The sequence below is a fragment of the Pseudomonas auratipiscis genome (assembly GCF_036324085.1).
Classification (GTDB): Bacteria; Pseudomonadota; Gammaproteobacteria; order Pseudomonadales; family Pseudomonadaceae; genus Aquipseudomonas; species Aquipseudomonas auratipiscis.
The window spans coordinates 89,006-113,526 of sequence record NZ_JAZDCU010000007.1 but is presented as its reverse complement, the minus strand read 5'-3'; the positions used below and the strand labels follow the sequence as shown (position 1 = coordinate 113,526).

24 protein-coding genes are annotated in these 24,521 nt (G+C 59.3%); 17 read left to right on the top strand and 7 right to left on the bottom strand.

The genetic code is table 11. The features are described 5' to 3' along the window. The first annotated feature begins 9 nt into the window (after positions 1-9). From V0R60_RS12020 to V0R60_RS11995, 6 genes are all read left to right on the top strand, one after another. Positions 10-1,578: an FGGY-family carbohydrate kinase gene (locus V0R60_RS12020; protein ID WP_330079783.1), complete on the top strand. Its 1,569-nt coding sequence runs from the start codon at positions 10-12 to the stop codon at positions 1,576-1,578. A 194-nt stretch (positions 1,579-1,772) separates the two neighbouring features. Continuing rightward, entirely contained in the window at positions 1,773-3,089 is a 1,317-nt protein-coding gene (locus V0R60_RS12015; protein ID WP_136477717.1) for a phospholipase C/P1 nuclease family protein, read from the top strand. Between the two features lie 50 nt (positions 3,090-3,139). Further along, complete coding sequence (locus V0R60_RS12010) at positions 3,140-5,095, top strand: DUF1302 domain-containing protein (protein ID WP_330079782.1); 1,956 nt, start codon at positions 3,140-3,142, stop codon at positions 5,093-5,095. A 50-nt stretch (positions 5,096-5,145) separates the two neighbouring features. After that, entirely contained in the window at positions 5,146-6,519 is a 1,374-nt protein-coding gene (locus V0R60_RS12005) for a DUF1329 domain-containing protein (protein ID WP_136477715.1), read from the top strand. 391 nt (positions 6,520-6,910) lie between these two features. Continuing rightward, a complete protein-coding gene (locus V0R60_RS12000; protein ID WP_136477714.1) occupies positions 6,911-8,350 on the top strand; it encodes an alanine/glycine:cation symporter family protein in 1,440 nt (479 codons plus the stop codon). A 28-nt stretch (positions 8,351-8,378) separates the two neighbouring features. Beyond that, positions 8,379-9,275, top strand: a complete 897-nt coding sequence (locus tag V0R60_RS11995) for a LysR substrate-binding domain-containing protein (protein WP_330079781.1) — start codon at positions 8,379-8,381, stop codon at positions 9,273-9,275. On the opposite strand, the gene V0R60_RS11990 is transcribed toward V0R60_RS11995, so the two are convergent. After that, positions 9,276-10,673, bottom strand: coding sequence for an amino acid permease (locus V0R60_RS11990; RefSeq protein WP_330079780.1), 1,398 nt, complete (start codon positions 10,671-10,673; stop codon positions 9,276-9,278). 202 nt (positions 10,674-10,875) lie between these two features. On the opposite strand from V0R60_RS11990, the gene V0R60_RS11985 reads away from it, so the two are divergent. Then, the gene (locus tag V0R60_RS11985) at positions 10,876-11,679 is read left to right on the top strand and encodes a phytanoyl-CoA dioxygenase family protein (RefSeq protein ID WP_136477711.1); all 804 of its coding nucleotides are present in this window, start codon (positions 10,876-10,878) and stop codon (positions 11,677-11,679) included. A 66-nt stretch (positions 11,680-11,745) separates the two neighbouring features. Here V0R60_RS11985 and V0R60_RS11980 read toward each other — a convergent pair whose 3' ends face one another. After that, a complete protein-coding gene (locus tag V0R60_RS11980; RefSeq protein ID WP_136477710.1) occupies positions 11,746-11,973 on the bottom strand; it encodes a YdcH family protein in 228 nt (75 codons plus the stop codon). A 115-nt stretch (positions 11,974-12,088) separates the two neighbouring features. Here V0R60_RS11980 and V0R60_RS11975 point away from each other — a divergent pair, with 115 nt between their 5' ends. The 5 genes from V0R60_RS11975 (at position 12,089) to V0R60_RS11955 (ending at position 16,779) form a co-directional block, all read left to right on the top strand. Then, positions 12,089-12,454 carry a 5-carboxymethyl-2-hydroxymuconate Delta-isomerase gene (locus tag V0R60_RS11975; protein ID WP_136477709.1) on the top strand — a complete coding sequence of 122 codons (366 nt, stop codon included), beginning with the start codon at positions 12,089-12,091 and terminating at the stop codon, positions 12,452-12,454. A 172-nt stretch (positions 12,455-12,626) separates the two neighbouring features. Further along, positions 12,627-14,255, top strand: a complete 1,629-nt coding sequence (locus V0R60_RS11970; RefSeq protein WP_330079779.1) for a phosphoethanolamine transferase — start codon at positions 12,627-12,629, stop codon at positions 14,253-14,255. Between the two features lie 96 nt (positions 14,256-14,351). Further along, complete coding sequence (gene rnd, locus V0R60_RS11965; protein ID WP_330079778.1) at positions 14,352-15,485, top strand: ribonuclease D; 1,134 nt, start codon at positions 14,352-14,354, stop codon at positions 15,483-15,485. Next, entirely contained in the window at positions 15,482-15,775 is a 294-nt protein-coding gene (locus tag V0R60_RS11960) for a YcgL domain-containing protein (protein WP_136477706.1), read from the top strand. The genes rnd and V0R60_RS11960 overlap by 4 nt, the downstream gene beginning before the upstream one ends. Before the next feature lie 71 nt (positions 15,776-15,846). Then, positions 15,847-16,779, top strand: a complete 933-nt coding sequence (locus V0R60_RS11955; RefSeq protein WP_136477705.1) for a D-2-hydroxyacid dehydrogenase — start codon at positions 15,847-15,849, stop codon at positions 16,777-16,779. 75 nt (positions 16,780-16,854) lie between these two features. Here the strand turns inward: V0R60_RS11955 and V0R60_RS11950 are convergent, their stop codons facing one another. Next, entirely contained in the window at positions 16,855-17,448 is a 594-nt protein-coding gene (locus tag V0R60_RS11950; protein WP_330079777.1) for a nitroreductase family protein, read from the bottom strand. 157 nt (positions 17,449-17,605) lie between these two features. Here V0R60_RS11950 and V0R60_RS11945 point away from each other — a divergent pair, with 157 nt between their 5' ends. Next, complete coding sequence (locus V0R60_RS11945) at positions 17,606-18,055, top strand: YcgN family cysteine cluster protein (RefSeq protein WP_136477703.1); 450 nt, start codon at positions 17,606-17,608, stop codon at positions 18,053-18,055. Positions 18,056-18,110: 55 nt separating this feature from the next. Continuing rightward, a complete protein-coding gene (locus tag V0R60_RS11940) occupies positions 18,111-19,325 on the top strand; it encodes a hypothetical protein (RefSeq protein ID WP_203476429.1) in 1,215 nt (404 codons plus the stop codon). On the opposite strand, the gene V0R60_RS11935 is transcribed toward V0R60_RS11940, so the two are convergent. The 3 genes from V0R60_RS11935 to V0R60_RS11925 all read right to left on the bottom strand — a co-directional run bounded on the left by V0R60_RS11935 (position 19,322) and on the right by V0R60_RS11925 (position 20,655). After that, complete coding sequence (locus tag V0R60_RS11935; RefSeq protein ID WP_203475882.1) at positions 19,322-19,681, bottom strand: YgaP family membrane protein; 360 nt, start codon at positions 19,679-19,681, stop codon at positions 19,322-19,324. The two genes, V0R60_RS11940 and V0R60_RS11935, sit on opposite strands and share 4 nt — an antisense overlap. Positions 19,682-19,747: 66 nt before the next feature. Beyond that, positions 19,748-20,218, bottom strand: coding sequence for an RNA methyltransferase (locus tag V0R60_RS11930; protein ID WP_136477701.1), 471 nt, complete (start codon positions 20,216-20,218; stop codon positions 19,748-19,750). A gap of 65 nt (positions 20,219-20,283) precedes the next feature. Continuing rightward, the gene (locus V0R60_RS11925) at positions 20,284-20,655 is read right to left on the bottom strand and encodes a YajD family HNH nuclease (RefSeq protein WP_136477700.1); all 372 of its coding nucleotides are present in this window, start codon (positions 20,653-20,655) and stop codon (positions 20,284-20,286) included. A 126-nt stretch (positions 20,656-20,781) separates the two neighbouring features. Between V0R60_RS11925 and V0R60_RS11920 the strand changes: the two genes are divergently transcribed. Next, positions 20,782-21,060 (top strand): hypothetical protein, encoded by a 279-nt coding sequence (locus V0R60_RS11920; RefSeq protein ID WP_136477699.1) that lies wholly within the window; start codon positions 20,782-20,784, stop codon positions 21,058-21,060. Between the two features lie 33 nt (positions 21,061-21,093). On the opposite strand, the gene V0R60_RS11915 is transcribed toward V0R60_RS11920, so the two are convergent. After that, positions 21,094-23,145, bottom strand: a complete 2,052-nt coding sequence (locus V0R60_RS11915; RefSeq protein WP_330079776.1) for a S9 family peptidase — start codon at positions 23,143-23,145, stop codon at positions 21,094-21,096. An 84-nt stretch (positions 23,146-23,229) separates the two neighbouring features. Between V0R60_RS11915 and V0R60_RS11910 the strand changes: the two genes are divergently transcribed. After that, positions 23,230-23,718 (top strand): MFS transporter, encoded by a 489-nt coding sequence (locus V0R60_RS11910; protein ID WP_330079775.1) that lies wholly within the window; start codon positions 23,230-23,232, stop codon positions 23,716-23,718. A 23-nt stretch (positions 23,719-23,741) separates the two neighbouring features. Further along, a complete protein-coding gene (locus V0R60_RS11905) occupies positions 23,742-24,515 on the top strand; it encodes a class II glutamine amidotransferase (protein WP_136477696.1) in 774 nt (257 codons plus the stop codon). The last annotated feature ends 6 nt before the right edge of the window (positions 24,516-24,521 follow it).

Sequence of the window (24,521 nt, the reverse complement as noted above, 5' to 3'; positions counted from 1 at the left end):
GAGAGTTCCATGGATAACAACAAGAACAAGCGCTACCTGCTGGCAATTGACAATGGCACCCAGAGCGTACGGGCGCTGCTGTTTGACCTGCAGGGCAATCTGTTGGGCAAAGGCAAGGTCGAACTGCACGCCTACACATCGGCGCAACCTGGCTGGGCGGAGCAGGAACCTGATTATTACTGGGCCAAATTGGGCGAAGCCTGCCAGCAGTTGTGGCAGCAGACCGGCATCGATCGCACACAGATCGCCGGCGTGTCACTGACTACTCAGCGCGGCACGGTGATAAACGTCGATGCCCAAGGCAAGGCGCTGCGTCCGGCAATTCTCTGGCTCGATCAGCGCCAGGCCGAGGTTGAAGGCGGGATCAAGGGACCGTGGGGCTGGCTGTTCAAACTGGTTGGCGCGCAGGCTACCGTGGATTACTTCCGGGCCCAGGCCGAGGCCAACTGGATCGCCCAGCATCAACCCGAGGTTTGGGCCGCGACCGACAAATTCCTGTTGCTGTCGGGTTTTCTCACCCACCGCCTGTGCGGGCGCTTCGTCGACTCGGTAGGCTGCTGCGTCGGCTACTTGCCGTTCGACTTCAAGCGCCTGCGCTGGGCTGCGCCCTCTGATTGGAAGTGGCAGGCGTTGACGGTACGGCCGGAGCAATTGCCGAGTTTGTTCAAACCGGGCGAAACCCTGGGTCATATCAGCGCCGAGGCGAGTCGGCACACGGGTATCCCCGAGGGCACGGCACTGATTGCTGCAGGTGCCGACAAAGCCTGTGAAGTACTCGGTGCCGGTGTGGTCGATTCGTCCACGGTGTGTCTGTCCTATGGCACTACGGCAACCATCACCACCACCCGGTCGCGCTACCTGGAAATCATCCCGTTGATTCCGCCGTATCCGGCAGCGGTGCCGGATCAATTCAACTGTGAAGTGATGATCTACCGTGGCTACTGGATGGTCAGCTGGTTCAAGAACGAATTCGGCTTGCGAGAGATGCAACAGGCCCAGGAGCAGGGGCTGGAACCAGAGCAACTGTTCGATGCCCTGGTCAATGCAGTGCCGCCCGGTTCCATGGGGCTGATGTTACAACCCTATTGGTCGCCTGGGATTCGAGAGCCGGGCATGGAGGCCAAGGGCGCGATGATCGGCTTTGGTGACGTACACACCCGTGCGCATATTTATCGGGCGATCCTTGAAGGCTTGGCGTATGCGCTGCGACAGGGCAAGGAGAACCTTGAAAGACGCTCGAAACAATCAATCCAGCGCCTGCGTGTTGCCGGTGGGGGGTCGCAGAGCGATGCAGCGATGCAACTCACGGCAGACATCTTCGGCCTGCCGGCAGAGCGTCCGCATGTCTATGAAGCCTCGGGGTTGGGGGCCGCCATATGCTGTGCGGTGGGGCTTGGTCTTTATCCCGACTTTCCTACGGCAATCGGGTCCATGACCCGGGTCGGCACGGTGTTCATGCCCCAGCCTGAGGCGCAACAGATTTACCAGCGGTTATACAAGGAGGTTTACCTGCGTATGTACCGTCAGCTCAAACCGTTGTACCAGAGCATTCGGCAGATCACCGGCTACCCGGCCTAGTGAGCATCCTTGGGGGTGGGACTGACGTGTACAGAGAAAACCAAGCCCGTGCCTGAATGCCCACCCCGCGCTTACCGATTTGACACATTGCGGTGGCGCTATCGGAGAACTTTATTGGCGAGATCGGACAGTGTCAGGCGCAAGGGCGATTGTTAGGCTCAGCCCCCAAGCACATCCAATAAGAATTAAAATCAATGAAGCTCAAACTTCTCTTAGCGCTGCTTTGCGCGTTCGCTCCAGCGGCCTGGGGATGGTCCAATCATACGGTTGGCAGTTACCTCGCATTGCAGGACCTGGCGGCCTTGCGTGAAGCCTCTCAGGTTGAAGTCGAACCGCTGGAGCAGTTTCTCTCTGAAGAATACGACGCGATTGCCAAACTGCTCGATGAGCAGGAACGCTTCGCCCGCAAGCACTTTCCCCAGTACCCCTCTCGCCCCGACAACCTGCGATTGCCCGCAGCGCCAAGGGACAATCTGCGCCACGACTTTTTCACCGCTCTGCGCATCAATCCGCAGATCCATCTGGCCATGGTCATCCAGCCACTGCCAGGGCAGGACCAGCCCCAGCGTGCCCACCTCAAGGCCGAACAGGTGATGGTCGAGCAGACGCTGTCGCCATGGAACCAGCAGCGGTTCATGGTTGTGCAAGACGGTGAAAAAGTTTCGCCATTGGCGGTGCTTGCCACCGCTGCCGACGAGCCGGACTACGGTCACGACATCAACCTGTTCAGCGACAACAAGGGTGATGTCGCCGCCCTTTACGGCTTTGGCCCGCAGCCATTTGGCGATGAGCGCTTCCAGTACAGCTCGCAGGCTCCCTTTCACATGGGCTTCTTTCACGAGAATCCAGTGGTGTATGCCGCAGCCGGCTTTCTTGAGCGCAGTTGGCCCGATTGGCGCGCCTATCAATATCTGGGCCTGGCTCGGCTGGCTTTCGCTACCGGTCATCATTATTGGGGCTATCGCTTTCTTGGATGGGGTGTCCATCACGTCCAGGACCTGACTCAGCCTTATCACGCCAAGCCACTGCCCGGGGTGGGGCTGGCCAGTATGTTGCTGATGGAAGGCAAAGCCTTGGTTGGTTTTGATGGCGACAAGCATGCCTCTATCGAGCGCGTCGCTACACGTCACATGGAGGTGGAGAAGTATCAGGCCGCCTGGCTCTCCCAACTGCTGCGCAGCGCCCATCAAGTGCATCCGATGCTTCAGGCCTATGCCGATACCGCGCAAGACGCTGGATACCCTCCGTACTCGGTGGACTATTTGCGCCAGGTGGTCAGCGCGCAGTCCGCCGCCGCCGGGGCAGCGTTTGACCAGGTCATCGGCCAGTGGCTGGCCACGACGCCCGTTACCAGCAGCTTCAGTGCCGGCAACCACGTGACGCGCGAAGACTACGACCATCCGCAGCTCAATCAGCAACTGTTCCAGTTGCTCGGGAATTTTGGCGCACACAGTCGAATTTACGTTCGCGCCGGGCTGACGCCGCCAGCAGTAGCCAACACAGGGCAATAGCCGCTGTGCAGACACAAAAACAACAAGATCAACAAAGGGAGAAGCACACCATGGGGATGCGATTACGCCAGTCTGGCGCTGTGATGTCCGGGGTAGGGTTGGCAGGGCTGTTGCAACTGTTCGCGCTTGAGGGCGCACAGGCTGTCGAGTTCAAGGTGCTGGATAACCAGGTCACCGGCTCGCTCGACACGACCTTGTCGTATGGCCGCTTGTGGCGGGTGCAGGGGCGGGACAAGACCAACGATGACGTCAACACCAACGACGGCAATCGCAACTTCGATACCGGGCTGGTTTCCGAGGTCTACAAGATCACTTCGGAGCTTGAAGCCAACTATCAAAACTATGGTGTGTTCCTGCGCGGTAGCGCGTTCTATGACACCCAACTGATGGACAAACGCAACGACTATTACGGCAACAACAAACCGTCGCAACCAAGCCAGAACTACCCCAACGACGACCGCTTCACCGACGAAACTCGCGACATCGCCGGTAGCCACATTGAAATGCTCGACGCCTATGTCTATGGCAGTTGGGACGTGGCACAGATGCCAGTGACCGCCCGCCTGGGGCGCCAGGTGTTCAACTGGGGCGAGGGCATTTTCTACCGCGGCGGAATCAACACTACCAACCCGGTGGACGCGGCCAGGTTCCGCCTGCCGGGGGCTGAGGTCAAGGAAGTGCTGATTCCGGTGGAGGCGCTGAGTTTCAACATCGGCCTTACCGACAACCTGACCATGGAAAGTTTCTACCAGACCAACTGGAAAGAAACCCGCATCGACCCGGTCGGCACTTTCTACTCGCAGACCGACCTGTTCGCCGATGGCGGCAACACAGCCTACAACGACTTCACTGGCACAGCGCTGGATACACCTGTGCCAGGCTTTGGCAACGTGATCGGCATGTACGAGGCGCTGGGCAACAACCCGATGTTCAACCAGTTGCTGGGCAGCACCGGCCTGTACGCCAACGGCGTGACCCCGGCGTTTGGCAACACCTTGAAAGTCGCCAGCATCGGCAAGGACTTCAACGCCCGCAACGACGGTCAATTCGGTTTCGCCTTCCGCTACATTGCCGAGGAACTCAACAGCACTGAGTTTGGCCTGTACATGGTCAACTACCACGCCAAGGAACCCACCATTTCCGCTGACCTTGGTGGCTACCAGGGTATCGACATGGCCGCGCTGACCAACCTGCTGTCCGGACTGGCTGGCAGCCAGGCTGCGGCGCTGGCCCATGGCCTGGCCACCGCGGATGTGATGGGCAATATCCAGGCGCATCGGCGTTACGCCGAAGACATTCGCATGTATGGCTTCAGCTTCAACACCACCATTGGCCAGGCATCGGTGTTTGGTGAGTTGGCTTATCGGCCCAACCTGCCCATCGGTGTCGCGGCCACCAACGACTTGATCGGCGACTTGGCCAATGGCGCCGCGGCTGCTGCAGCGGGCCAGACCATCAACATTGGCGGGCAGATGGTTCAGCTCGACAGCCAGATCAACAACGCCGAGCGGGTCGAAGCCTTCAATACCTCGCTGGGCACTATCTACAACTTCGGCCCGGGTATGTCGTTCGACTCGGTTTTCGGCATCTTCGAGTTGTCCTCCGAGCACTTGCGCGGCAGTAGCCTGCACTACACCGCCTATGACGGCAGCAGCCGGTACTACGCCGGCTCCGGCAACTATTCGTATGTGTCCGGCGGTGATCGTGGCGATCAGGTCAACCGTAACTCCTACAGCTACACGGCGATGGTCAATGGCACCTGGAACGACGTGTACGCCGGGGTCAACCTCTCGCCTTACGTCGTCTACAAAGATGACTTCAAAGGCAACAGCTATCAGGCCGGCAACAACATTGAAGGTCGCAAGGCCTACACCCTGGGCATCAAGGCCACCTACCAGAACAAGCTGGAAGCCGAGTTGCAATACACCGAGTTCTACGGTGGTGGCCAGAACAACGGCATTCGTGACCGTGACAACGTTGGCTTCAACCTCAAGTACTTCCTGTGAGTGCCCAGACCCCAAGGCCTTCGGCCCGGTTTTTAATTCGGAGAACGTCCATGCTTCACACACCACGACTGCTCAAGACCACCCTGGCTTTGGTCCTGAGCCTGGCGGCCGGCGGGGCGCTGGCGGCAGTTTCGGCGCAGCAGGCCGAGCAACTTAAAACGACCCTGACGCCGCTTGGCGCAGAACGCGCAGGCAACGCTGCCGGCACCATTCCGGCCTGGGATGGCGGTATCACTCAGGCTCCCCAAGGTTATGTGCCAGGCAAGCATCACCTGGACCCGTTTGCCGCCGACAAGCCGCTGTTCACCATTACCAAGGCCAACCTGGAACAGTACAAGGATCAGTTGAGCGAGGGTCAGATTGCGCTGTTCAACAGCTACCCCGACACCTTCCAGATGCCGGTGTACACCAGCCGCCGTTCCGGCTCGGCGCCGCAATGGCTGTACGACAACACCTTCAAGAACGCCACCTCGGCGAAGTTGTTGGAGGGCGGCAATGGTTTTAGCGATGCTTATGGCGGCGTACCGTTCCCGATCCCCAAGGATGGTGTCGAGGCGCTGTGGAACCACATCACTCGCTACCGCGGCATCTACGTGGTGCGGCGCGCTTCCGAAGCGCCGGTGCAGCGTAATGGCAGCTTCGCGCTGGTCACTTCGCAACAGGAAGGGATGTTCAAGTACTACCGTCCGGGTGGGCAGTTCGCCGACCTCAACAACATCCTGTTCTATTACCTGACCTTCGTGAAAAGCCCCGCCCGTCTGGCAGGTGGCGCGACCCTGGTCCACGAGACCCTGGACCAGATCAAGGACCCGCGTCAGGCCTGGATCTACGACGCCGGGCAACGACGCGTGCGACGCGCACCGAGCCTGGCGTACGACACGCCGATTGCATCCTCCGACGGCCTGCGTACAGCGGACGACACGGACTTGTTCAACGGCTCGCCTGACCGTTACAACTGGAAGTTGGTGGGTAAGAAAGAGATCTACATCCCTTACAACAACTACAAAGTCTCAAGCCCGGATGTGAAGTACGCCGACCTGCTCAAGCAGGGGCATCTCAATCCGCAATACACCCGTTATGAGCTGCACCGGGTGTGGGTGGTGGAAGGCACGCTGAAATCGACCGCGCGGCACATTTATTCCAAGCGCGTGCTATTTCTCGACGAGGACAGCTGGGGCGCGGCGCTGGTGGATCAGTATGACGGTCGTGGGCAGCTGTGGCGGGTGTCGATGGGCTACCTGAAGAACTTCTACGACCTGCCCACCACCTGGAGTTCGCTGGACGTGTTCCACGATTTGCAAGCTCGTCGCTACTACGTGCAAAACCTGGATAACGAGGAAGCAGAGACTGTGGACTTCAATCAGCCGGTGCCTGAAGACGCCTACTTCATGCCGTCGGCATTGCGTCAGCGTGGAACCCGTTAACGCTTTGATCTGAACCGGGAAGACCGGACGCTGCACCGCCTGCGATGGATTCCTGACAGCGTGCGTTTGATCAAGACGCACCGGCGGTGAGTTCATCGCAGGTACCGCTGGCCACCACCTGGGGCAAGGTGATGGCAAAACCTGCTAATATGCCCCCTTTCAACAGCAAACCAGCCTATCGTCTTACGTAGGCTGGTCGCTTCGAAGTCAGACCTCCTACGCACTTCGTCGCCCCCTGCGGTGATGTCGAAGCGTCTCGCTGAAACCATGGGCATCCCCATCGTTACAGGCCATTCACATTGAAACTGGCACGGGTCGTTTTCCGGCGCCGGTCGCTTTACAGACAGAGCACGGTCCTTACGGGGCCCTGCGCTTTATTTGGGAACATACGATGACAGCCGTGATCAACACGCTCAATACCTTCTTCTGGGGGTATGTCCTGATCTATGGCCTGCTGGCCGCAGGTATCTACTTCACTGTCCGCTTGGGCTTTATCCAGTTTCGCCATTTGCCGGAGTTCTTCCGTTCGGTACTGCGTGCACCGGCCAATGACCCAAGCGGTATTACGCCGTTTCAGGCGTTGTGCACCAGCCTGGCTTCCCGGGTAGGTACCGGTAACCTTGCGGGTGTGGCCGTAGCCATTACCCTGGGCGGGCCGGGTGCGGTGTTCTGGATGTGGGTGGTAGCTTCGTTGGGCATGGCCACCGCCTATGCGGAAAGCACCCTGGCGCAGTTGTATAAAGTGCGCAACAGCAACGGTGAGTATCGCGGTGGTCCGGCGTTCTATATTGCCAAGGGGTTGAATGCCCCTTGGGCTGCGGTGATCTTCTCGGTGTGCCTGATTATCGCGTTCGGCCTGGTGTTTGGTGCGGTACAAGCCAACTCCATTGCCGATGCGACCCTTGGTGCCTTTGGGGTTCCCAAACTGACCACCGGTGTAGCGGTGGCGCTGCTGGCGGGCCTGGTGATATTTGGCGGGATCAAGAAAATCGCCCGTATCGCCGAATGGATCGTGCCATTCATGGCCGGTGCGTACCTGTTGGTGGCGGTGTACGTGATCGTCACCAATCTGGGCGAAGTGCCGGGTGTATTGATGCTGATCGTCAAGAGTGCCTTTGGCCTGGAGTCGGCAGTCGGCGGTGTCGCCGGGGCCATGCTCAACGGTGTCAAACGTGGCTTGTTCTCCAACGAAGCGGGCATGGGCTCGGCGCCGAACATTGCTGCGGTGGCAACGCCCAACCCGCACCATCCTTCCTCGCAGGGCTTTGTACAGGCCTTGGGCGTGTTCATCGATACCCTGCTGATCTGTACCGCCACGGCGATCATGATTCTGCTTTCCGGCGTAGTTCCTGGCCCTGAAATGACCGGTACACCGCTCACTCAGGCGGCCATGAACGTGCACATAGGTTCTGCCGGGCAGTACTTCATTGCGGTTGCGATTTTCTTCTTTGCCTTCACCTCGATCATCGGTAACTACACCTACGCCGAAAACGCCATGGTCTACCTCAAGCTGAACACTCGCCTGGGCCTGACGGTGTTGCGCTGTGCGGCATTGCTGATGGTGGTGTGGGGCGCCTATGAAAGTGTTGCCACGGTGTTTGATGCTGCCGATGCGGCGATGGGCCTGATGGCGACCATCAACCTGATTGCCATTTGCTTGCTGTCGGGTGTGGTGGTCAAGTTGACGCGTGACTACTTTGCCCAGAAGGCTGTGGGCACGCCGGAGTTCAACGCCAAGGATTACCCAGAACTATCGGGTAAGATCGACGCAGAAATCTGGGGCGCGGCCAATGGTACCGAGCAGCCGGTCGAGGCCTTGAAAGACCGCTAACGGTTAAAACACAGCTAAGGGCATTGCGATGATCGGCTTCACCTTTCGCCAGTTGGAGTATTTCGTCGCTGCGGCTGAGCAGGGCAGTGTCAGTGCTGCGGCACGGGCCAAGCATATCTCTCAGCCGTCGGTGTCGTTGGCGTTGTCGCAGTTGGAGGCCACGCTGGGTGAGAAGCTTTTCCATCGCCAGGTAAGCCGTGGCCTGGAACTGACGCCAGCGGGGCGCAAGCTGCTTGAGCAGGCGCGAGACATGCTCAGCCTTGCCGCCTCGATCAGCGGCAAGGGCATAGAGCAGGATGTGGTGCGCGGATCGTTGAGTCTGATCTGCTTTCAGGACCTTGGCCCCTACTATGCGCCGCGCCTGCTCAGCGGTTTTCGTCGACGTTATCCGGACGTCACCATAACGTTGCTGGAAGCTGACCTGGCCGAGGTAAACCGTCGCCTGGCCGATGGCAAGGCCGAGCTGGCGCTGACCTACGATGTCGGGCTGGATTCACCGATAGAGAAACGCGTGCTGGCGCAATTGACGCCCTACGCCTTGCTGCCCGCCGACCATCCACTGGCGTTGCAGGAGCGGGTATCCCTGGTGGATCTGGCCAATGAATGCCTGATCCTCGAAGACATCTCGCGAACCCGTGAGTACTTTCTCTCGCTGTTCTGGGCCCACGACCTGCAACCGGGATCGTTGCAATTGACCCAGACATTCGAAATGCAGCGCGGTCTGGTCGCGCACGGTTATGGCGTGGCGTTGTCGTGCACCCGGCCGGTGGCAGATTGTAGCTACGACGGTCAGCCATTGGCTTGCCGGCCGCTGCTCGAGAGCGTCAGCCCGCAGCCCGTGGTGTTGGCCCAGTCCAGTGCCATGCGCCCTTCGTTGGCGGCACAAGCGTTCCTCGACTGGGCCAGCCAGCAGTTTGTGGATTGATCAGCGGGTGAATGAGTCAGCCAGTGCAGGCACCGGTTGGCGTGCCACGAACAGCCAGTAACCCAGCGACAGCAACGCCAGCCAGCCGATACCCACATACAGCGCCATGCGGGTGTCAGGGAACCAGGCCAGGACGCCGAAAATGAACAGCATGAAGACCGCCGCGCAGGCCGGACCCACTGGCCACAGGGGCACGGGGAAACGTAATGCGGCGACTTCCTCGGCGTTCATGCCGCGGCGCATCACCATCTGCGACAGCAGAATCATCAACCACACCCAGACGATCGAAAAGGTGACCACCGCCGCGAGGATCAGGAACAGGTTTTCCGGTGCCAGGTAATTGAGCACCACGCCAAGCAACAGCGCGACGGCCATCACCACCACAGTCATCCACGGCACGCCAAAGCGCGACAGTTGCGCAAAGCTTGCCGGCGCCTGACCGTTCTGAGCCATGCCATACATCATGCGCCCGGCGCTGAAGATGTCGCTGTTGATCGCCGAAATCGCCGCCGAGATCACCACGATATTGAGCAAGGTGGCTGCTGAGCCAATACCCAGGCCACTGAAAATCTGTACGAACGGGCTGCCTTCGCTGCCGATCCGTGTCCATGGGTAAATTGACATCAGCACGAACAGGGTGAGCACGTAAAACAGCAAGATACGCAGGGGCACCGAGTTGATCGCCTTGGGAATGACCCGTTGCGGGTCCTTGGCTTCGCCAGCGGTAATACCGATCATTTCGACCCCGCCGAAAGCAAACATGACCACTGTGAACGAAGCGATCATGCCGCTGATGCCATTGGGGAAAAAGCCGCCATGGCTCCACAGGTTACTGATCGTTGCCAGTTGTTCACCGGAACCGCCCAGTTGGATACCAAACATCAGCACTGCTGCCCCGGCAAGGATCATCGAGACAATCGCGGTAACCTTCAGCAGTGACAGCCAGAACTCCATTTCCCCGAAGACCTTCACGCTGCACAGATTAAGGGCGCCGATGAACAACACGATACCCAGCACCCAGATCCAGCGGGGCGTCTCCGGAAACCAGAAGCTCATGTACACCCCGAAGGCGGTGACGTCGGCCAGGCACACCACCAACATGGAAAAGGCATAGCTCCAGCCGGTCAGAAAACCTGGGAAGCGTCCCAGATATTGACTGGCGTATTGACCGAAGGAGCCGGAAATCGGGTTGCGTACTGCCATCTCGCCCAGGGCGCGCATCATCATGTAGATGGCCGCGCCACCGATCAGGTACGCCAGCAGTACGGAAGGCCCAGCCAATTTGATCGCCGCCGCGGAGCCATAAAAAAGCCCGGTGCCGATAGCAGAACCGAGCGCCATGAAACGAATGTGGCGGGTACTCAGACCGCGCCGCATAGCGGAGCTGTTTTCGTTCATCCCAGGTAACTCCTCATTGTTCTTATTCTTGGATAGCAAGGCGCCTCAGGACACAGGCAAGGCTATTAACCGGTCAAATACGGGGGCTGACAACAGCTGCGCCATACAGATTGCCTATAGTGGCGAATAGGTAATCTGTGGTTTACCGCGCGGGCGACGCCACCCAATACTTTTGTCATTACAACAAGAGAGGTGGCCCCCGATGAATGCCGATATCGAACAGTTTCAGCGCGACGGTGCAATCGTGTTACGTGGCGTTTTCCGCGATTGGATAGAGCGCCTGCGTGAAGGCTTCGAACAGAACCTGGCTGCGCCCAGTGCCTTTGCTATCGAGAACGTTGGCAGTGGTGAAGGCGGGCGATTCTTCGAGGATTACTGCAACTGGCAGCGCATTCCGGCGTTCACGGATTTTGTCTTGAATTCACCGGCAGCGGCGATTGCCGGTGAGCTGATGCAGTCCCAGGCAGTGCAGGTGTTTCATGACCATATTCTGGTCAAGGAACCGGGCACCTCCAAGCCGACACCCTGGCATCAGGACCTGCCGTACTATTGCGTCGATGGCTTGCAGACCGCCAGCTACTGGATTCCCCTCGATCCAGTGACGCGTCACAACACCCTGAGCGTGGTGCTGGGCTCACATCAATGGCCCAAGCCGGTTCGACCCAAAAGTTGGGCCAGCAACAAGGACTTCTATGGCGCCCAGGACGCCGAGACGGGCCAGAGCCTGTTCATGGACATGCCTGATGTGGAAAACGGCGAGTATGAAATCATCTCGCCAGAACTGGAGCCGGGCGACGCGGTGGTGTTCGATTTTCGCACCGTGCATGGTGCTGCCGGTAACATTGGCGGCAATCGGCGCCGAGCGTTTTCGACGCGCTTCATGGGGGATGATGTGCGTTATGTACAGCGCCCAGGTCGAACTTCGCCGCCGTTTCCCGGTATCGATCTGCAAAACGGCGATCGCATGCGCGAGGACTGGTTCCCGGTAGTCTGGTCAAAACGTTGAGCCTGATGGCTAAAAACGAAGAGCCCCGCAGTGAGTCTGCGGGGCTTTTTTCTGTTGCCCTGGTGGTTACTGCTTCACATGGGCGACGATCTCGTCTTTGATCATCAAGCGTTTTTTCCGCAGTTGCGTAATCTGGTCGTCGGAGGCGCTACTGCTTTCTGCCTTGACCACTTCACCATCGATGGCATTGTATTTTTCGTGCAGCTCGCTGAGCCTTGCGTCGGTTTTTTTCTTGGCGTCGAACGCGTCCCTGGTCATGTTCAGGTCTGCGAGCAAATCGTGCTTGACCGGCATTTCTTCACCTCTCGGGGTTTGGGGTGGAAGTCATGAACTATCAGGATAGTCGTGTTTGTAGGGTTTCGTGATTGAGGTAGTCTGTTGCAACATTTCTGACTTCAGGACCTGCCCAATGCCTCATCTGCATGTGGAATACAGCGACAACCTGCGTGATCTGGATGTTGATCGATTACTGCTGCGCCTGAACCATACGCTGGTGGGGAGTGGTCAGTTTGCCGACGAACTGGATATCAAGAGCCGGGCAGTGGCGCTGGCCAGCTACCGGGTAGGTACGGCCTTGAGCGAGCGGGCGTTCGCGCATATCAAGCTTTCGATTCTCAGCGGCCGCTCGCCAGAGGTGAAGCGGCAGCTGTCGACGGCTCTGCTGGAGGTGCTTAAAGAGGCCGTTCCGGCAGTGGCAGGTGTGGATATACAGTTGTGCGTCGAAGTCCTGGATATAGACCGTGACTCTTATTCAAAAACGCACGTGCCTGCTTAATGCGTCAGGCATAACTAATGTGAAAAAATTGTAATTATCAAAAAGGCGCTCACCGACTAAATGTTAGCGTCTTTTTCACAAAAAATTGATCCCGTTGTCCTTAACGTTCGCTTGGTCTAAAGGCCGTGCCGCAATGGCACTCATTACCGAACAATAGCCAAGCGAGCGTAACGTGAAGATCAAACCACTGCGGGCCGAATGGGTCACTCTGCTCGCTAGTCTGTACCTGCTGATCGCCTTCAATTCGGTGCTCTGGCAGTATCTTTCCAGTGTAATTGAACCCGGTGTTTCCGGTGTTTTCCTGCGCCTCGCCTTCGCGGTGCTGATCTTCTGCGTGTTTAATTTGCTGTTGACCTTTGTAGCCTTCAAGGGGGTATTGAAGCCGGTATTGATCATCTTGCTTTTCGTTGGCGCTGGCGCGGCGTATTTCATGAATCAGTACGGTGTTCTGATTGATGTTGGCATGTTGCGTAATACCGTTGAAACCAATGTTGCGGAAGTGCGCGATCTGCTTTCGATCAAGCTTGGCTTGTATATATTGTTGTTGGCAGTTGTACCGGCTTTGCTGTTGTATAAAACACCTGTCAATTATCGCGTGTGGTATCGCGAACTATTCGCCAAGTTGATTTCCAGCGTGGCGTGTATTGCCTTGATCGGTATGGTGGCGCTGCTCAACTACCAAGGCCTGGCCTCACTGTTTCGCAACCATCATGAGATTCGCCTGATGGTTGTGCCGAGCAATGTGGTTGGTGCTTCCATGGGCTATGTAAAGGAGCGTATCGGCACTGCGGCCAAGCCCTTTGCCAAGATCGGCGAAGACGCCAAGCGTGATCCGTTGTGGAAGCATGAGCGCAAGTCTCTGACAGTGCTGGTGGTTGGTGAAAGCGCTCGGGCGCAGAACTTCGAGTTGCTCGGCTATGACCGTGAAACTACCCCGCAACTGAGTAAAGAGGCCGGGCTGATCGTCTTCAGTGATGTTCATTCCTGTGGAACCGAGACGGCAGTATCAGTGCCCTGCATGTTTTCCGGGCTCAGCCGCAAGGACTACCAGGCTAGCAAGGCCAAGAATCAGGAAGGTTTGCTCGATGTGCTGCAACGCGCGGGTTTGAGTGTTCGCTGGCGTGACAACCAGTCCGGTTGCAAAGGTACCTGCGACCGTGTCCAGTTCGAAGATGTGAGTAATGCCAAGGACCCGGTGCTGTGCACCAATAGCGAATGTCACGACGAGATCCTGTTGCAAGGCTTGGCATCGATGATCGACAACCTGCAGCAGGACACAGTCTTGGTATTGCACCAGATGGGCAGTCATGGCCCGGAATATTTCAAGCGTTACCCCATGCAATATGAGCGCTTTACGCCGGTTTGCCCGAGCAATGCGTTAAACCAGTGCAGTGAACAGAGCATTATCAATGCCTATGACAACACCCTGGTGTACACCGACCATGTATTGGCATCGCTGATCGACATCTTGCGCAGCAAGCAAGACACGGTCGACACCGCCATGCTTTATCTCTCCGACCATGGCGAGTCGCTAGGTGAGTACAACTTGTTCTTGCACGGTACTCCCTATGTACTGGCTCCGGAGCAACAGAAGCATGTGCCAATGCTGGCCTGGTTTTCCGACAGCTATGGCAAGGACTATGACGTCGATACCAACTGCCTGAACAAGACGCGTGACGAGCCCCTGAGCCAGGACAACCTGTTTCACTCGATGCTGGGGCTGTTGCACGTACGCACCGCCCTCTATGACCCGCAACTGGATATGTTTGCCAGCTGCCGGCCGACGCTTGCACAGCACTAAAACAACCCGCGGGCCAGGCAGGGATAGCGGTCGAGCGGTCTCCCGGCAATGGCCTGCGCCGTATATACTGCGCGCCATTGTTTGTGGGAGAGCCTTGTGGCCATCGAAATACACTGGATTTGCGACGACGCCAGCCTGGCCGAACATTGCCAGCAGTGGCGCAAGCTACCCTTCGTGGCAGTCGACACCGAGTTCATGCGGGTCGACACCTTTTATCCGATTGCCGGGTTGATCCAGGTCGGCGACGGGGCGCGTGCCTTTCTGATTGATCCGTTGCGGGTCAACAACTGGCAGCCGCTGGCCCAATTGCTTGAAGACACTCAAGTCATCAAGGTTCTGCATGCCTGCAGTGAAGATCTTGAAGTGCTTTCGCGCCTGACCGGCAGCCTGCCGGCACCGCTGTTTGATACCCAATTGGCTGCGGGTTACCTGAACCTGGGCTTTTCCATGGGCTACTCGCGTCTGGTCCAGGAAGTCCTTGGCATAGAGCTGCCCAAGGGCGAAACCCGTTCTGACTGGTTGCAGCGTCCGCTGTCGGAAACCCAGGTCAGCTACGCCGCTGAAGATGCGGTGCACCTGGCCGAGCTGTACGAACGTCTGCGTCCGCAGTTGTCGGACGAGAAAAACGCCTGGGTACTCGAAGACGGTGCCGAGCTGGTAGCGCAGTTGCGTCGGGAAATCGACCCCAACGAGCTGTACCGCGACGCCAAGCTTGCCTGGAAACTCTCTCGTGCTCAGTTGGCCGTGTTACGCGATCTGTGCGCCTGGCGCGAGCGTGAAGCACGGGCCCGCGATCTGCCGCGTAATCGCATCCTGCGTGAAAACGCTCTGTGGCCGATGGCCAAGACCCAGCCCGACTCATTGTCGGCACTGGCGAAGATCGAGGACATGCACCCGCGTACCATTCGTCAGGATGGCGAGTTTTTGCTCGATCTGATCAAGAAGGCTGCAAGCCTGCCCCCCGAGCAATGGCCCCCGGCGGTACCCGAGCCACTGCCAATCGAGGCTTCGGCATTACTCAAGAAGCTGCGTGCCATTGGCCAGGCCGAGGGTGAACGCCTGAACATTGCGCCGGAACTGATGCTGCGCAAGAAAGTCCTCGAGTTGCTGCTCAAGAGCGGCTACCCCTCAGGTCCTTATCAACTTCCCGATTCGTTGCGCGGCTGGCGCCGTGAGCGGATGGGGCAAGCGCTGCTCGACTGTCTGGCCAGCGCTGGAGATCCGCAATGAAACGTATCTGCTCGATCTACAAGAGCCCACGCAAGAACGAAATGTACCTCTATTTGCTCAAGGCCGACGGCCTGGAGCGCGTTCCAGAAGCTTTGTTGCCGTTCTTTGGCAAGCCGGTGCATGCCTTCGACCTGGTACTCACCCCAGAGCGCCAATTGGCCCGTGAAGACATCACCAAGGTCCTGGAAAACCTGGAGCAGCAGGGGTATCACCTGCAGATGCCACCCGTCGAAGATGAGTACATCGAACACCTGCCCGAAGAGTTGTTGCGTCGCAACGACCCGATTTGAGTCCAGCCGCTGTAATGCCGCCAAGCCACCGGGCCTGGCGGCCTTCGTTGTTTCTGCCAAGGTTGTAAACCATGCGTGTTTTGATCGCTGAACAGGATCATGCCCTTTACGCTCGCTTGCTGCGCGAAGCGGCACCGGCGCTTGAGGTCTTGACCAGTGGCAACTCGGCCGAACTGGCCGATTATGCCGCTCAATGCCCCGTGTGGCTGGGGCAGCCGGATCTACTGGCTACTCTGTTGCGCCAGGGCCATCAGCCGCAATGGCTGCAATCGACCTGGGCCGGGATCACGCCGCTGCTGGCTGACGGCCTGCAACGTGAGTACCGCCTGACCCGTGCAGTCGGCATCTTTGGCCAGGTGATGGCCGAGTATGTCCTGACCTACATGCTCGGCCATGAGCGGGAAGTCTTGGCGCGGCTGGTCAGTCAGGTCGAGCGTAAATGGGATGATCGGCCTGGGCGCAGCCTGGAAGGGCGGCGGGTGCTGATCGTTGGCACGGGCGACATCGGGCAGCGGGTGGCCGAGTTCCTCCTGCCGTTTGGCGTCAAACTTTATGGTATCGCCAGCCAGGCTAGAGAGCAGGCACCGTTCATTGAAGTGGCAGCCATGAGCGAGCTGGGGCGTCTGGTCGGCGAGGTCGATTATGTCGTCAACCTGTTGCCCGACACCCCGGCTACCCATGACCTGTACGATGCCGCGCTATTTGCGCGCTTCAACCCCGAGGCGTTGTTCATCAATGCTGGACGTGGCGTGGCGGTGGTCGATGGCGACCTTGTCGATGCCTTGAAGCTCGGCCATCTGGCCGGTGCAGTGATTGATGTTTGCCGCCAGGAGCCGCTGCCGGCACGTCATCCGTTCTGGACTGCCTGGGGGCTGCTGTTGACCGGCCACAGCTCGGCACCGACTTCGCCAACGGCGATGGTGCGTTTGTTTGTCGAGAACCTTCGGGCGTATCAGGCGGGTGAGGGGTTGCGCGGGGAAGTGGATTTCGTGCGCGGCTATTGACCGCATCGGCGAGCAAGTCCGCTCCCACAGCCGTGTTGCTAAAACCTGTGGGAGCGGGCTTGCCCCGCGCTAAGCTTACAGGCTGAAATCACCCTCGGCCGCCAGTTCGCTCAGCGGACGGCGCGGGCTTGGCACTTCACGGGCTTGCAGGGCTTCAGCCAGGCTGGCCTTGTCGCCCAGCTTGCCGATCGCCACGGCAGCGTGCAGGGCATAGCCTTCGGGGATTTTCAGTTCCTTGCGGGTCAGCTCCTGGTCAAAACCGGCCATGCCGTGGGTGTGCCAACCACTGATGCTGGCCTGGAGTGCCAGATGCCCCCAGGCGGAGCCGGTATCGAAGGTGTGCCACAGCGCTGGAGTTTCTTCGCTGGCGCCGGGAGCCGTGAAGGTGGTCTTGGACATCACGATCACCAAGGCCGAGGCATGTTGTGCCCAACTGCGATTGAACGGGTTGAGCAGGCTCAGGTAGCGCTCCCAGTTTGGCGTGTCGCGACGGGCATAGAGAAAGCGCCAGGGCTGCGAGTTATAGGCCGAAGGCGCCCAGCGTGCAGCCTCAAGGAAGCTCAGTAGGGTGGTTTCGCTGATCGGTTCGCCCGTGAAGGCGCGTGGCGACCAGCGCTTGATGAACTGATCGTCGATGGCATGTTCGGCAACACGAGGGTTGGCACTCATTGCAAGTTCCTGAAAGTGAGGAAAAGGTGGGGAGCAACTGCCGGCCAAACTACTGTGTCGAACCAACCCTGACAAGCGGTCTGGTGTTGACGCAAGACACGCCCTAGACTGGCGCCGCCGTACTGCGACGCCTCTATTGAAACAGGACCCCCGTTACATGAATGCCAGCGCCGAATCCTTCTGGAAGCGTAAAACCCTTGAACAGCTCGACCGCCAGGAATGGGAGTCGCTGTGTGATGGCTGTGGCCTGTGCTGTTTGCAAAAGCTTGAAGATGAGGACGACAGTAGCGTCTATTACACGCGTATCGCCTGCAAACTGCTGGATCTGCAATCCTGTCAGTGCAGCGATTATCCGAACCGGCTCAAGCTGGTGCCCGATTGCATTCAACTGACGCCGGGCAAGGCCGACCAGTTCAAATGGTTGCCGACCACCTGTGGTTATCGGCTGATCAGCGAAGGCAAGGACCTGCCAAGCTGGCATCACCTGGTTTGTGGTGATCGTGACCAGGTGCATAAACAACGTATTTCCCAGTCCGGACGCATGCTGAGCGAAAACAGCGTGGACGAGGACGACTGGGAAGATTATCTGATTTTCCGCGCCGGCTGAGCCGCCCAGGCTTAGCGGGTATCGCGTCAGTGGAACAAGGAGTTTCGGTATGCGGGTGCGTTGCCATTGGCTGTTGGTACTGACGGTACTTGCCAGTTCGCCAGCCTGGGCGAAGAAGGTCAATCTCGATTATCACGTTCGATTGCTCCCTCAAAGCGAGCAGGCCGAAGTGCGCCTGACCCTGGGGGACGGTGAGGCAGTGCGCAGCCTGGATTTCGATTTGGGCAAGGAGGGCGCCTACAGCGACTTCAAGGCCGACGGCCAGTGGTTGATGCAAGGTGATGGCTTGCGCGGGAAATGGCAGCCGTCAGCCGGCAAGAGCGAGCTGACCTACCGCGTGCGTCTGGCGCATCACCTCGGTAATGGCAACTACGAATCACGCATGACGGCCGACTGGGCGCTGTTTCGTGGCGACGATCTGGTCCCGCCGGCACGGCTCGACCAGCAGGACGGCACCGAACTGGTGTCGCGTCTGAGCTTTGACTTGCCTACTGGCTGGAGAAGTGTCGAGACGCCATGGCCACGCATCGGCAAGCAGCGTTTTCGCATCGACAATGTTTCACGTCTGTTTGATCGCCCCACCGGCTGGATGATCGCCGGCAAGGTCGGCACGCGGCGTGCGCGTCTTGGCGAAACCGAAGTCAGTGTGGCCGCTCCCCAGGGCCAGGGCATGCGACGCCTGGATAACCTCACCCTGCTGACGTTTGTGTGGCCACAACTAACGGCAGTGTTCCCGCGCAACCCGCCAAAATTGTTGCTGGTCGGTGCACGCGATCAGCTTTGGCGCGGTACACGTGCCGGGCACAACTCGATCTACCTGCACAGCAGTCGGCCACTGGTCAACGAAAACGGCTCAAGCCCATTGTTGCGCGAAGTGGTGCATGTGTTCGCGCAGATCAACGACCGCCAGGGCAGTGACTGGATTGGTGAAAGTATCAATGAGTATTACGCCATTGAGTTGCTGCGTCGGGCGGGCGGTATCGCCGACGATCGTTACCAGGCCCTGCAAGGTGGCCTGGAGCGGCGCAGCGCCAAGGTCACCAGCCTCAAAGGCGATCAGGTGGACGGTGCAGTGACTGCGCGCGGGGTGCTGCTGTTGCAGGCACTGGACCGGGAAATCCGCGTACACACCCACAATCAGCGCTCGCTGGATGACGTCGCGCGGGCGCTGATGCGTTTAAACAGTGTCAGCACCCAAGAGTTCATTCACCTTAGCGAAAGCGTGCTGGGGCGTGAATCCGAGGTGCTGTCGAGCAAGCTGTTGCGTTAGCTTTTCGGGTTTTTCAATGAATCGTTGCCGGTGACCGTGGCGCTGTGGGTCGCCGCTTCGGCACTGGCTTTTAGGGCTTCAAGCTCGGCGCCGCTGCGTTCGATCTTTGCGCGGATGTTGTCGAGGTCATTGCGGCCGCGCTCCAGCAGGCTCTTGACCGAACTGTGGCCGGTAATGCCACGCGCCAAGGCCACGCCGCCGATCGCCATTTGAATCAAGCCGAACAACCCGCCGCGGCGCAACCCCTTGCCAACCATCACGACACCGCCGGCCACGGAGCCTGCGCGCTCCCAGCCAGTCACGTTGGATGCGGGTTTGTCTTGCAGGACACGGATCGGCGTCTTGTTATCGGACATGGTCATTCTCCAGTGGGGGCGATGATAATCAAATGACCATCGCAGGCGCCGGGCTGTTCATTCGAATTACTTGAATTTTGGTCCGGAACGGGTGTTCAGGCCCTTGGCGAGCCGGTCGTACAACACCACATTGACCGTGGCGGCGAGGTTCATGCAGCCATTGGTCGGGATGTAGATGGTTTCTTCGCACCAGGCACGAACACTCGGATCGAGCGAGCCGTCCTCCGGGCCGAAAATATAGATCGCCCGGTCCGGGTGGGTGTATTCGGGTAGTGGGCGAGCCCCTTCGATCAGCTCGACCGCCACGGGTGTACAGCCCAGGGGAATGATTTTTTGCAAATCGTCGATGCCGATCAACGGGATGTCGTAGTGCACACGCTTGGTGTCGGTGACGAAATCTCGGGCACGCTCGTAGCGTTTACCGGTGTAGAACACCGAGTTGACGCCGTAGCAACCCGCTGCGCGCATCACCGAACCGACGTTCTCTGCTGACTTGGGGTTGAACAGACCAATGCAGCTGTACCGTTTGTTCGCCACGTGCCGGGGCCCTTCGCAAAAAAGAACGCGATTATACGGGCTTGCCGGCAATGTAGGGGGGCGGTTCAGTCTTTTTTCAGCAGGCCGGCCAGTCCCGCGAACGGGTTATGAGTGGCTTTGGCGATGCTTGGGCTGCTGGTAGAGCCTTCGCTGAAGTACTGCTGGTCGGTGTAGCGCGAGTGCTCGTTGTCGTGGCAGTACAGGCACAGCAGTTCCCAGTTGGAGCCGTCCTGTGGGTTGTTATCGTGGTTGTGGTCACGATGGTGCACGGTCAGTTCGCTCAGGCGCTTGCCGGCGAACTCGCGGGCGCAACGGCCGCAGACGTGCGGGTACATTCTCAGGGCTTTGTCGCGATAGCCCATTTCCTTGTCGCGCTTGGCGTCGGCAAGGATGCGGTCGAGCCGTGCGGTTGCAGCGGCGGAGGATGGCGAACTCATGGGATTACCTTTTCTCGGGCTTGTTACGGTTATGCCTTGAAGTTTAGCGTGTGCACGGGGGATTCGGACAGGCAAACCGCTTCGCTTGGGAGTAGCCTGTAAGAAGTTGCTACGAGGAGTCTGCGCATGCGCTTTTTGACCATCGCTGTCCTGTTCTTTGCCAGCCTGCAACTCGCAACGGCGGCCGAGTTGCAACCGCGACCGATAGCACCGGTACCTGGCGCGCCGGGAACGCCGACGCCAACACCCTACCCGCAGATCACCCCAAGCGCGGTACCCAGGGCAGGAGATGCACGGCCGGGCGCGCCGCTGCTACCGGCTATCAAAGTGCCTGTCCCGCCCAGGGACCAGCCGTTGCCAGGCCTGACGCCCCAAGACAGCAAGGCCAAGGGGAAGTCGGACTAGCACAGCCCGGCAAGGCTGCGCCAGCCCCTGGGGTCACACCAGGCCCAGGACCTTGAAGACAAAAGCGTATTCCAGCGCCACATCGCGCAGCCCCTGATAACGCCCGCTCATGCCGCCGTGACCGGCGTCCATTTCAGTCTTGAGCAGCAACAGGTTGTTGTCTGTCTTGGTGACGCGCAACTTGGCTACCCACTTGGCCGCTTCCCAATACTGCACGCGGCTGTCGTTGTAGCCCGCCACCACCAGCAGGGCAGGGTAGGCCTGGGCCTTGACGTTCTCGTACGGCGCGTAAGCCTTGATGCGTTCGTACACGTCGGGCTCTTCAGGATTGCCCCATTCGTCGTACTCGGTGATGGTCAGCGGCAGCTCGGGGTCGAGCATGGTGTTGAGCACGTCGACAAACGGTACTTCGGCGATTGCCGCCTTGAAGAGCGCCGGGCGTTGATTGAGCACCGCGCCAATCAGCAGGCCGCCAGCGCTGCCGCCACTGATGGCGAGTTGGTCCGCGCGGGTAACGCCTTGGCTAATCAGGTGTTCAGCACAGGCGATGAAATCGCTGAAGGTATTGTGCTTGTGTTCCTGCTTACCTGCCCGATACCAGGCTTCACCCAGCTCACCGCCGCCGCGCACATGGGCAATGGCAAAGGCCACGCCGCGGTCGAGCAGGCTCAGGCGGGCGTGGGAAAACCACGGGTCAAGGCTTTCGCCGTAGGCGCCATAGCCATACAGGTACAGGGGCACGGGCTTGCCCACGTCACTACGGCGTTGCACCAGGCTGATCGGCACTTGGGTGCCGTCAGCGGCGGTCGCCCAGAGGCGTTGGCTAACGTAGGCATCGGCGTCGAAGGGGCCCAGTACCGGGGTTTCCTTGAGTACCACCTGAGCACCCGTGGCCAGCTCCAGTTGACGTACCTGGGCCGGGCGGTTCAGGGCCTGATAGCGCAGGCGGATGCGCGAGCTGGCAAACTCCAGGGTGTCCTGCACGTACAGGCTATAGGCGGCATCGGGCAACTCGACCCGGTAAGGCGCCAGGCCTTGCGGGTGCACCTCGATAATCGGCAAGCCGCCTTCGCGCAAGCTCAGGGTCAGGGCGCTGGCGTTCAGGCTCAGGCCTTCGAGCATCCCCGTGTCGCGGTGCGCTACCAACAGTTGCCACTGATCGCGGACAGGCACTTGATCGCTCGCAGCCTGGTATAGGGCGAAGTTGATGCCGTCCTGGTTGGTGCGGATAAACCAGCGCCACTGGCCCTCGAGTTGACCGTGGTCGGGAAAGTACTCGTGACCTTCGACCCGTGGTGCCAGGCAGGTAAAGGCATCCTCCGGCCGTTCGGCGTCCAGTACCCAGGCTTCACTGGTGGTCTTGCTGTTGAGCAGCAGGATCAATTGGCGTTCGGAGCTGGCCCGGTAGCAGTGCAGGAAGAAGCGTCCGTCATCTTCTTCGTACACCACCTGGCAGCCTTCGCGCCCAAGACGATGCCGCAGCAGTTTATGCGGGCGGTGGGTGTCGTCCAGTTCGGCAAAGAACAGCGTCTGGCTGTCGTTGGCCCAGGTCATGCTGCCGTCGCAGTCCTCGAACGGCAGTTGCTCGATAGCGCCGCTGATCAGGTCCTTGACATACAGGGTGTAGATCTCATCGCCCGTGGTATCGAGACTGTAGGCCAGGCGCTGATGATCGGGGCTGACGTTGAAGGCGCCAAGGGACAGAAACCCGCCGTTGGCCAGTTGGTTGGGGTCCAGTAGCAGTTCTTCGTGGTTTTCATCGACTGTGTTGGAGTCATCGGCCGGACGCGGGCAACGGTAATGACGTGGGTACTCTTCGCCAGCAGTGGTGCGGCTGTAATAAAGCCAGGGGCCCCAGGGGGAAGGCAGCGACAAGTCGGTTTCCAGGATCCGGCCTTTGATTTCTTCGAACAATTGTTCGCGCAGGATCGCCTGGTCGGCCAGTTGAGCTTGCTGGTAGGCGTTCTCGGCGTTCAGGTAATCGATGACTTCTGTGCTGTCGCGTTCCTGAAGCCAGGCGTACGGATCAGCGCCTTCGGCCTTGCGGGCAATCGGGGCGTGGGAGGCTGTGGCGTCTGCGGACATGCGGGGATCTCTTGGCTGGGGGGCGCCTGCGCGCTGAAATGTGTTTATCATAAGCGTCTATTTGCCTAGCTTGCCACGGACACCATGACCGAGAACGACTATCTGCTCGCCTGGGGCCTTTACGCCCTGGCCGCCCTGGGTTGCCTGGCGGTGGGCTTTCGCCTTACCCGCTGGATGTGGCGTTGGCTGCGCGAACCCCTGCGGGTATTGATGGCAGTGCTGCTGCTGACCCCGACCATCATTGACCCGGTCAAGGAAAAATTTGCCCCGGCCATTGCCATTACTGCCCTCGACCTGCTGTTCAAGGTTGGCAACAACGTCTTGCGTGCCGCGGCTGACCTGGCGATGTACGGCATGATCGCTTTCGCGCTGTACGGGGTATTCGTGGTGGTGCGTTGGCCGCTGGAAAAGCGCGCCAGAGCCCGACGTGAGCAAGCTGAGGCAGCCGCCAAGCGCGATGCCGAGGAAGCTACACCCAGTGAGGCATTCGCCGCCGACAATCGCGACCGTTATCGCAATCCGCCTGAAGCACCACTGGGCGGCAACCGTTCGCGGGTTGAGCCGCGCTTGTAGGATTTGCCCCGGAGCAGCCAAGCATGTGTGAACTATTGGGCATGAGCGCCAACGTGCCGACCGATATCGTTTTCAGCTTTACCGGGCTGATGCAGCGCGGTGGCCGCACCGGTCCACATCGCGACGGCTGGGGTATCGGTTTCTACGAAGGCCGTGGCCTGCGCCTGTTCCAGGACCCGGCGGCAAGTTGCGAATCGGAAGTGGCCAATCTGGTCCAGCGTTATCCGATCAAGAGCGAGGTGGTGATTGGCCACATTCGCCAGGCCAATGTCGGCAAGGTGTGCCTGTCCAATACCCACCCCTTTGTGCGAGAGCTATGGGGTCGCAATTGGTGCTTTGCCCATAACGGCCAGTTGGGTCAGTTTCAGGGCTCGACCAGTTTCTACCGACCGATTGGCGATACCGACAGCGAAGCAGCGTTCTGCGACTTGCTCAACCGCATACGCGAAGCCTTCCCGGAACCGGTCGAGGTCGAAATGCTTCTGCCGGTGCTGGTCGAAGCCTGCGCCGAGTACCGTGGCAAGGGGGTGTTCAATTGCCTGCTCAGTGATGGCGACTGGCTGTTTTGCTTCTGCTCGACCAAGCTTGTGCATATCACCCGTCGCGCCCCGTTCGGGCCGGCGCGGCTCAAGGACGTCGACATGATTGTCGACTTTCAGGCCGAAACCACCCCCAATGACGTGGTGACGGTGATTGCTACCGAGGCGTTGACCGAGAACGAGACCTGGCAGCGCTATGAACCCGGTCAATGGGCATTGTGGCGCCAAGGCGAGTGCCTGGCCCAGGGACAACGCTAAGGGATA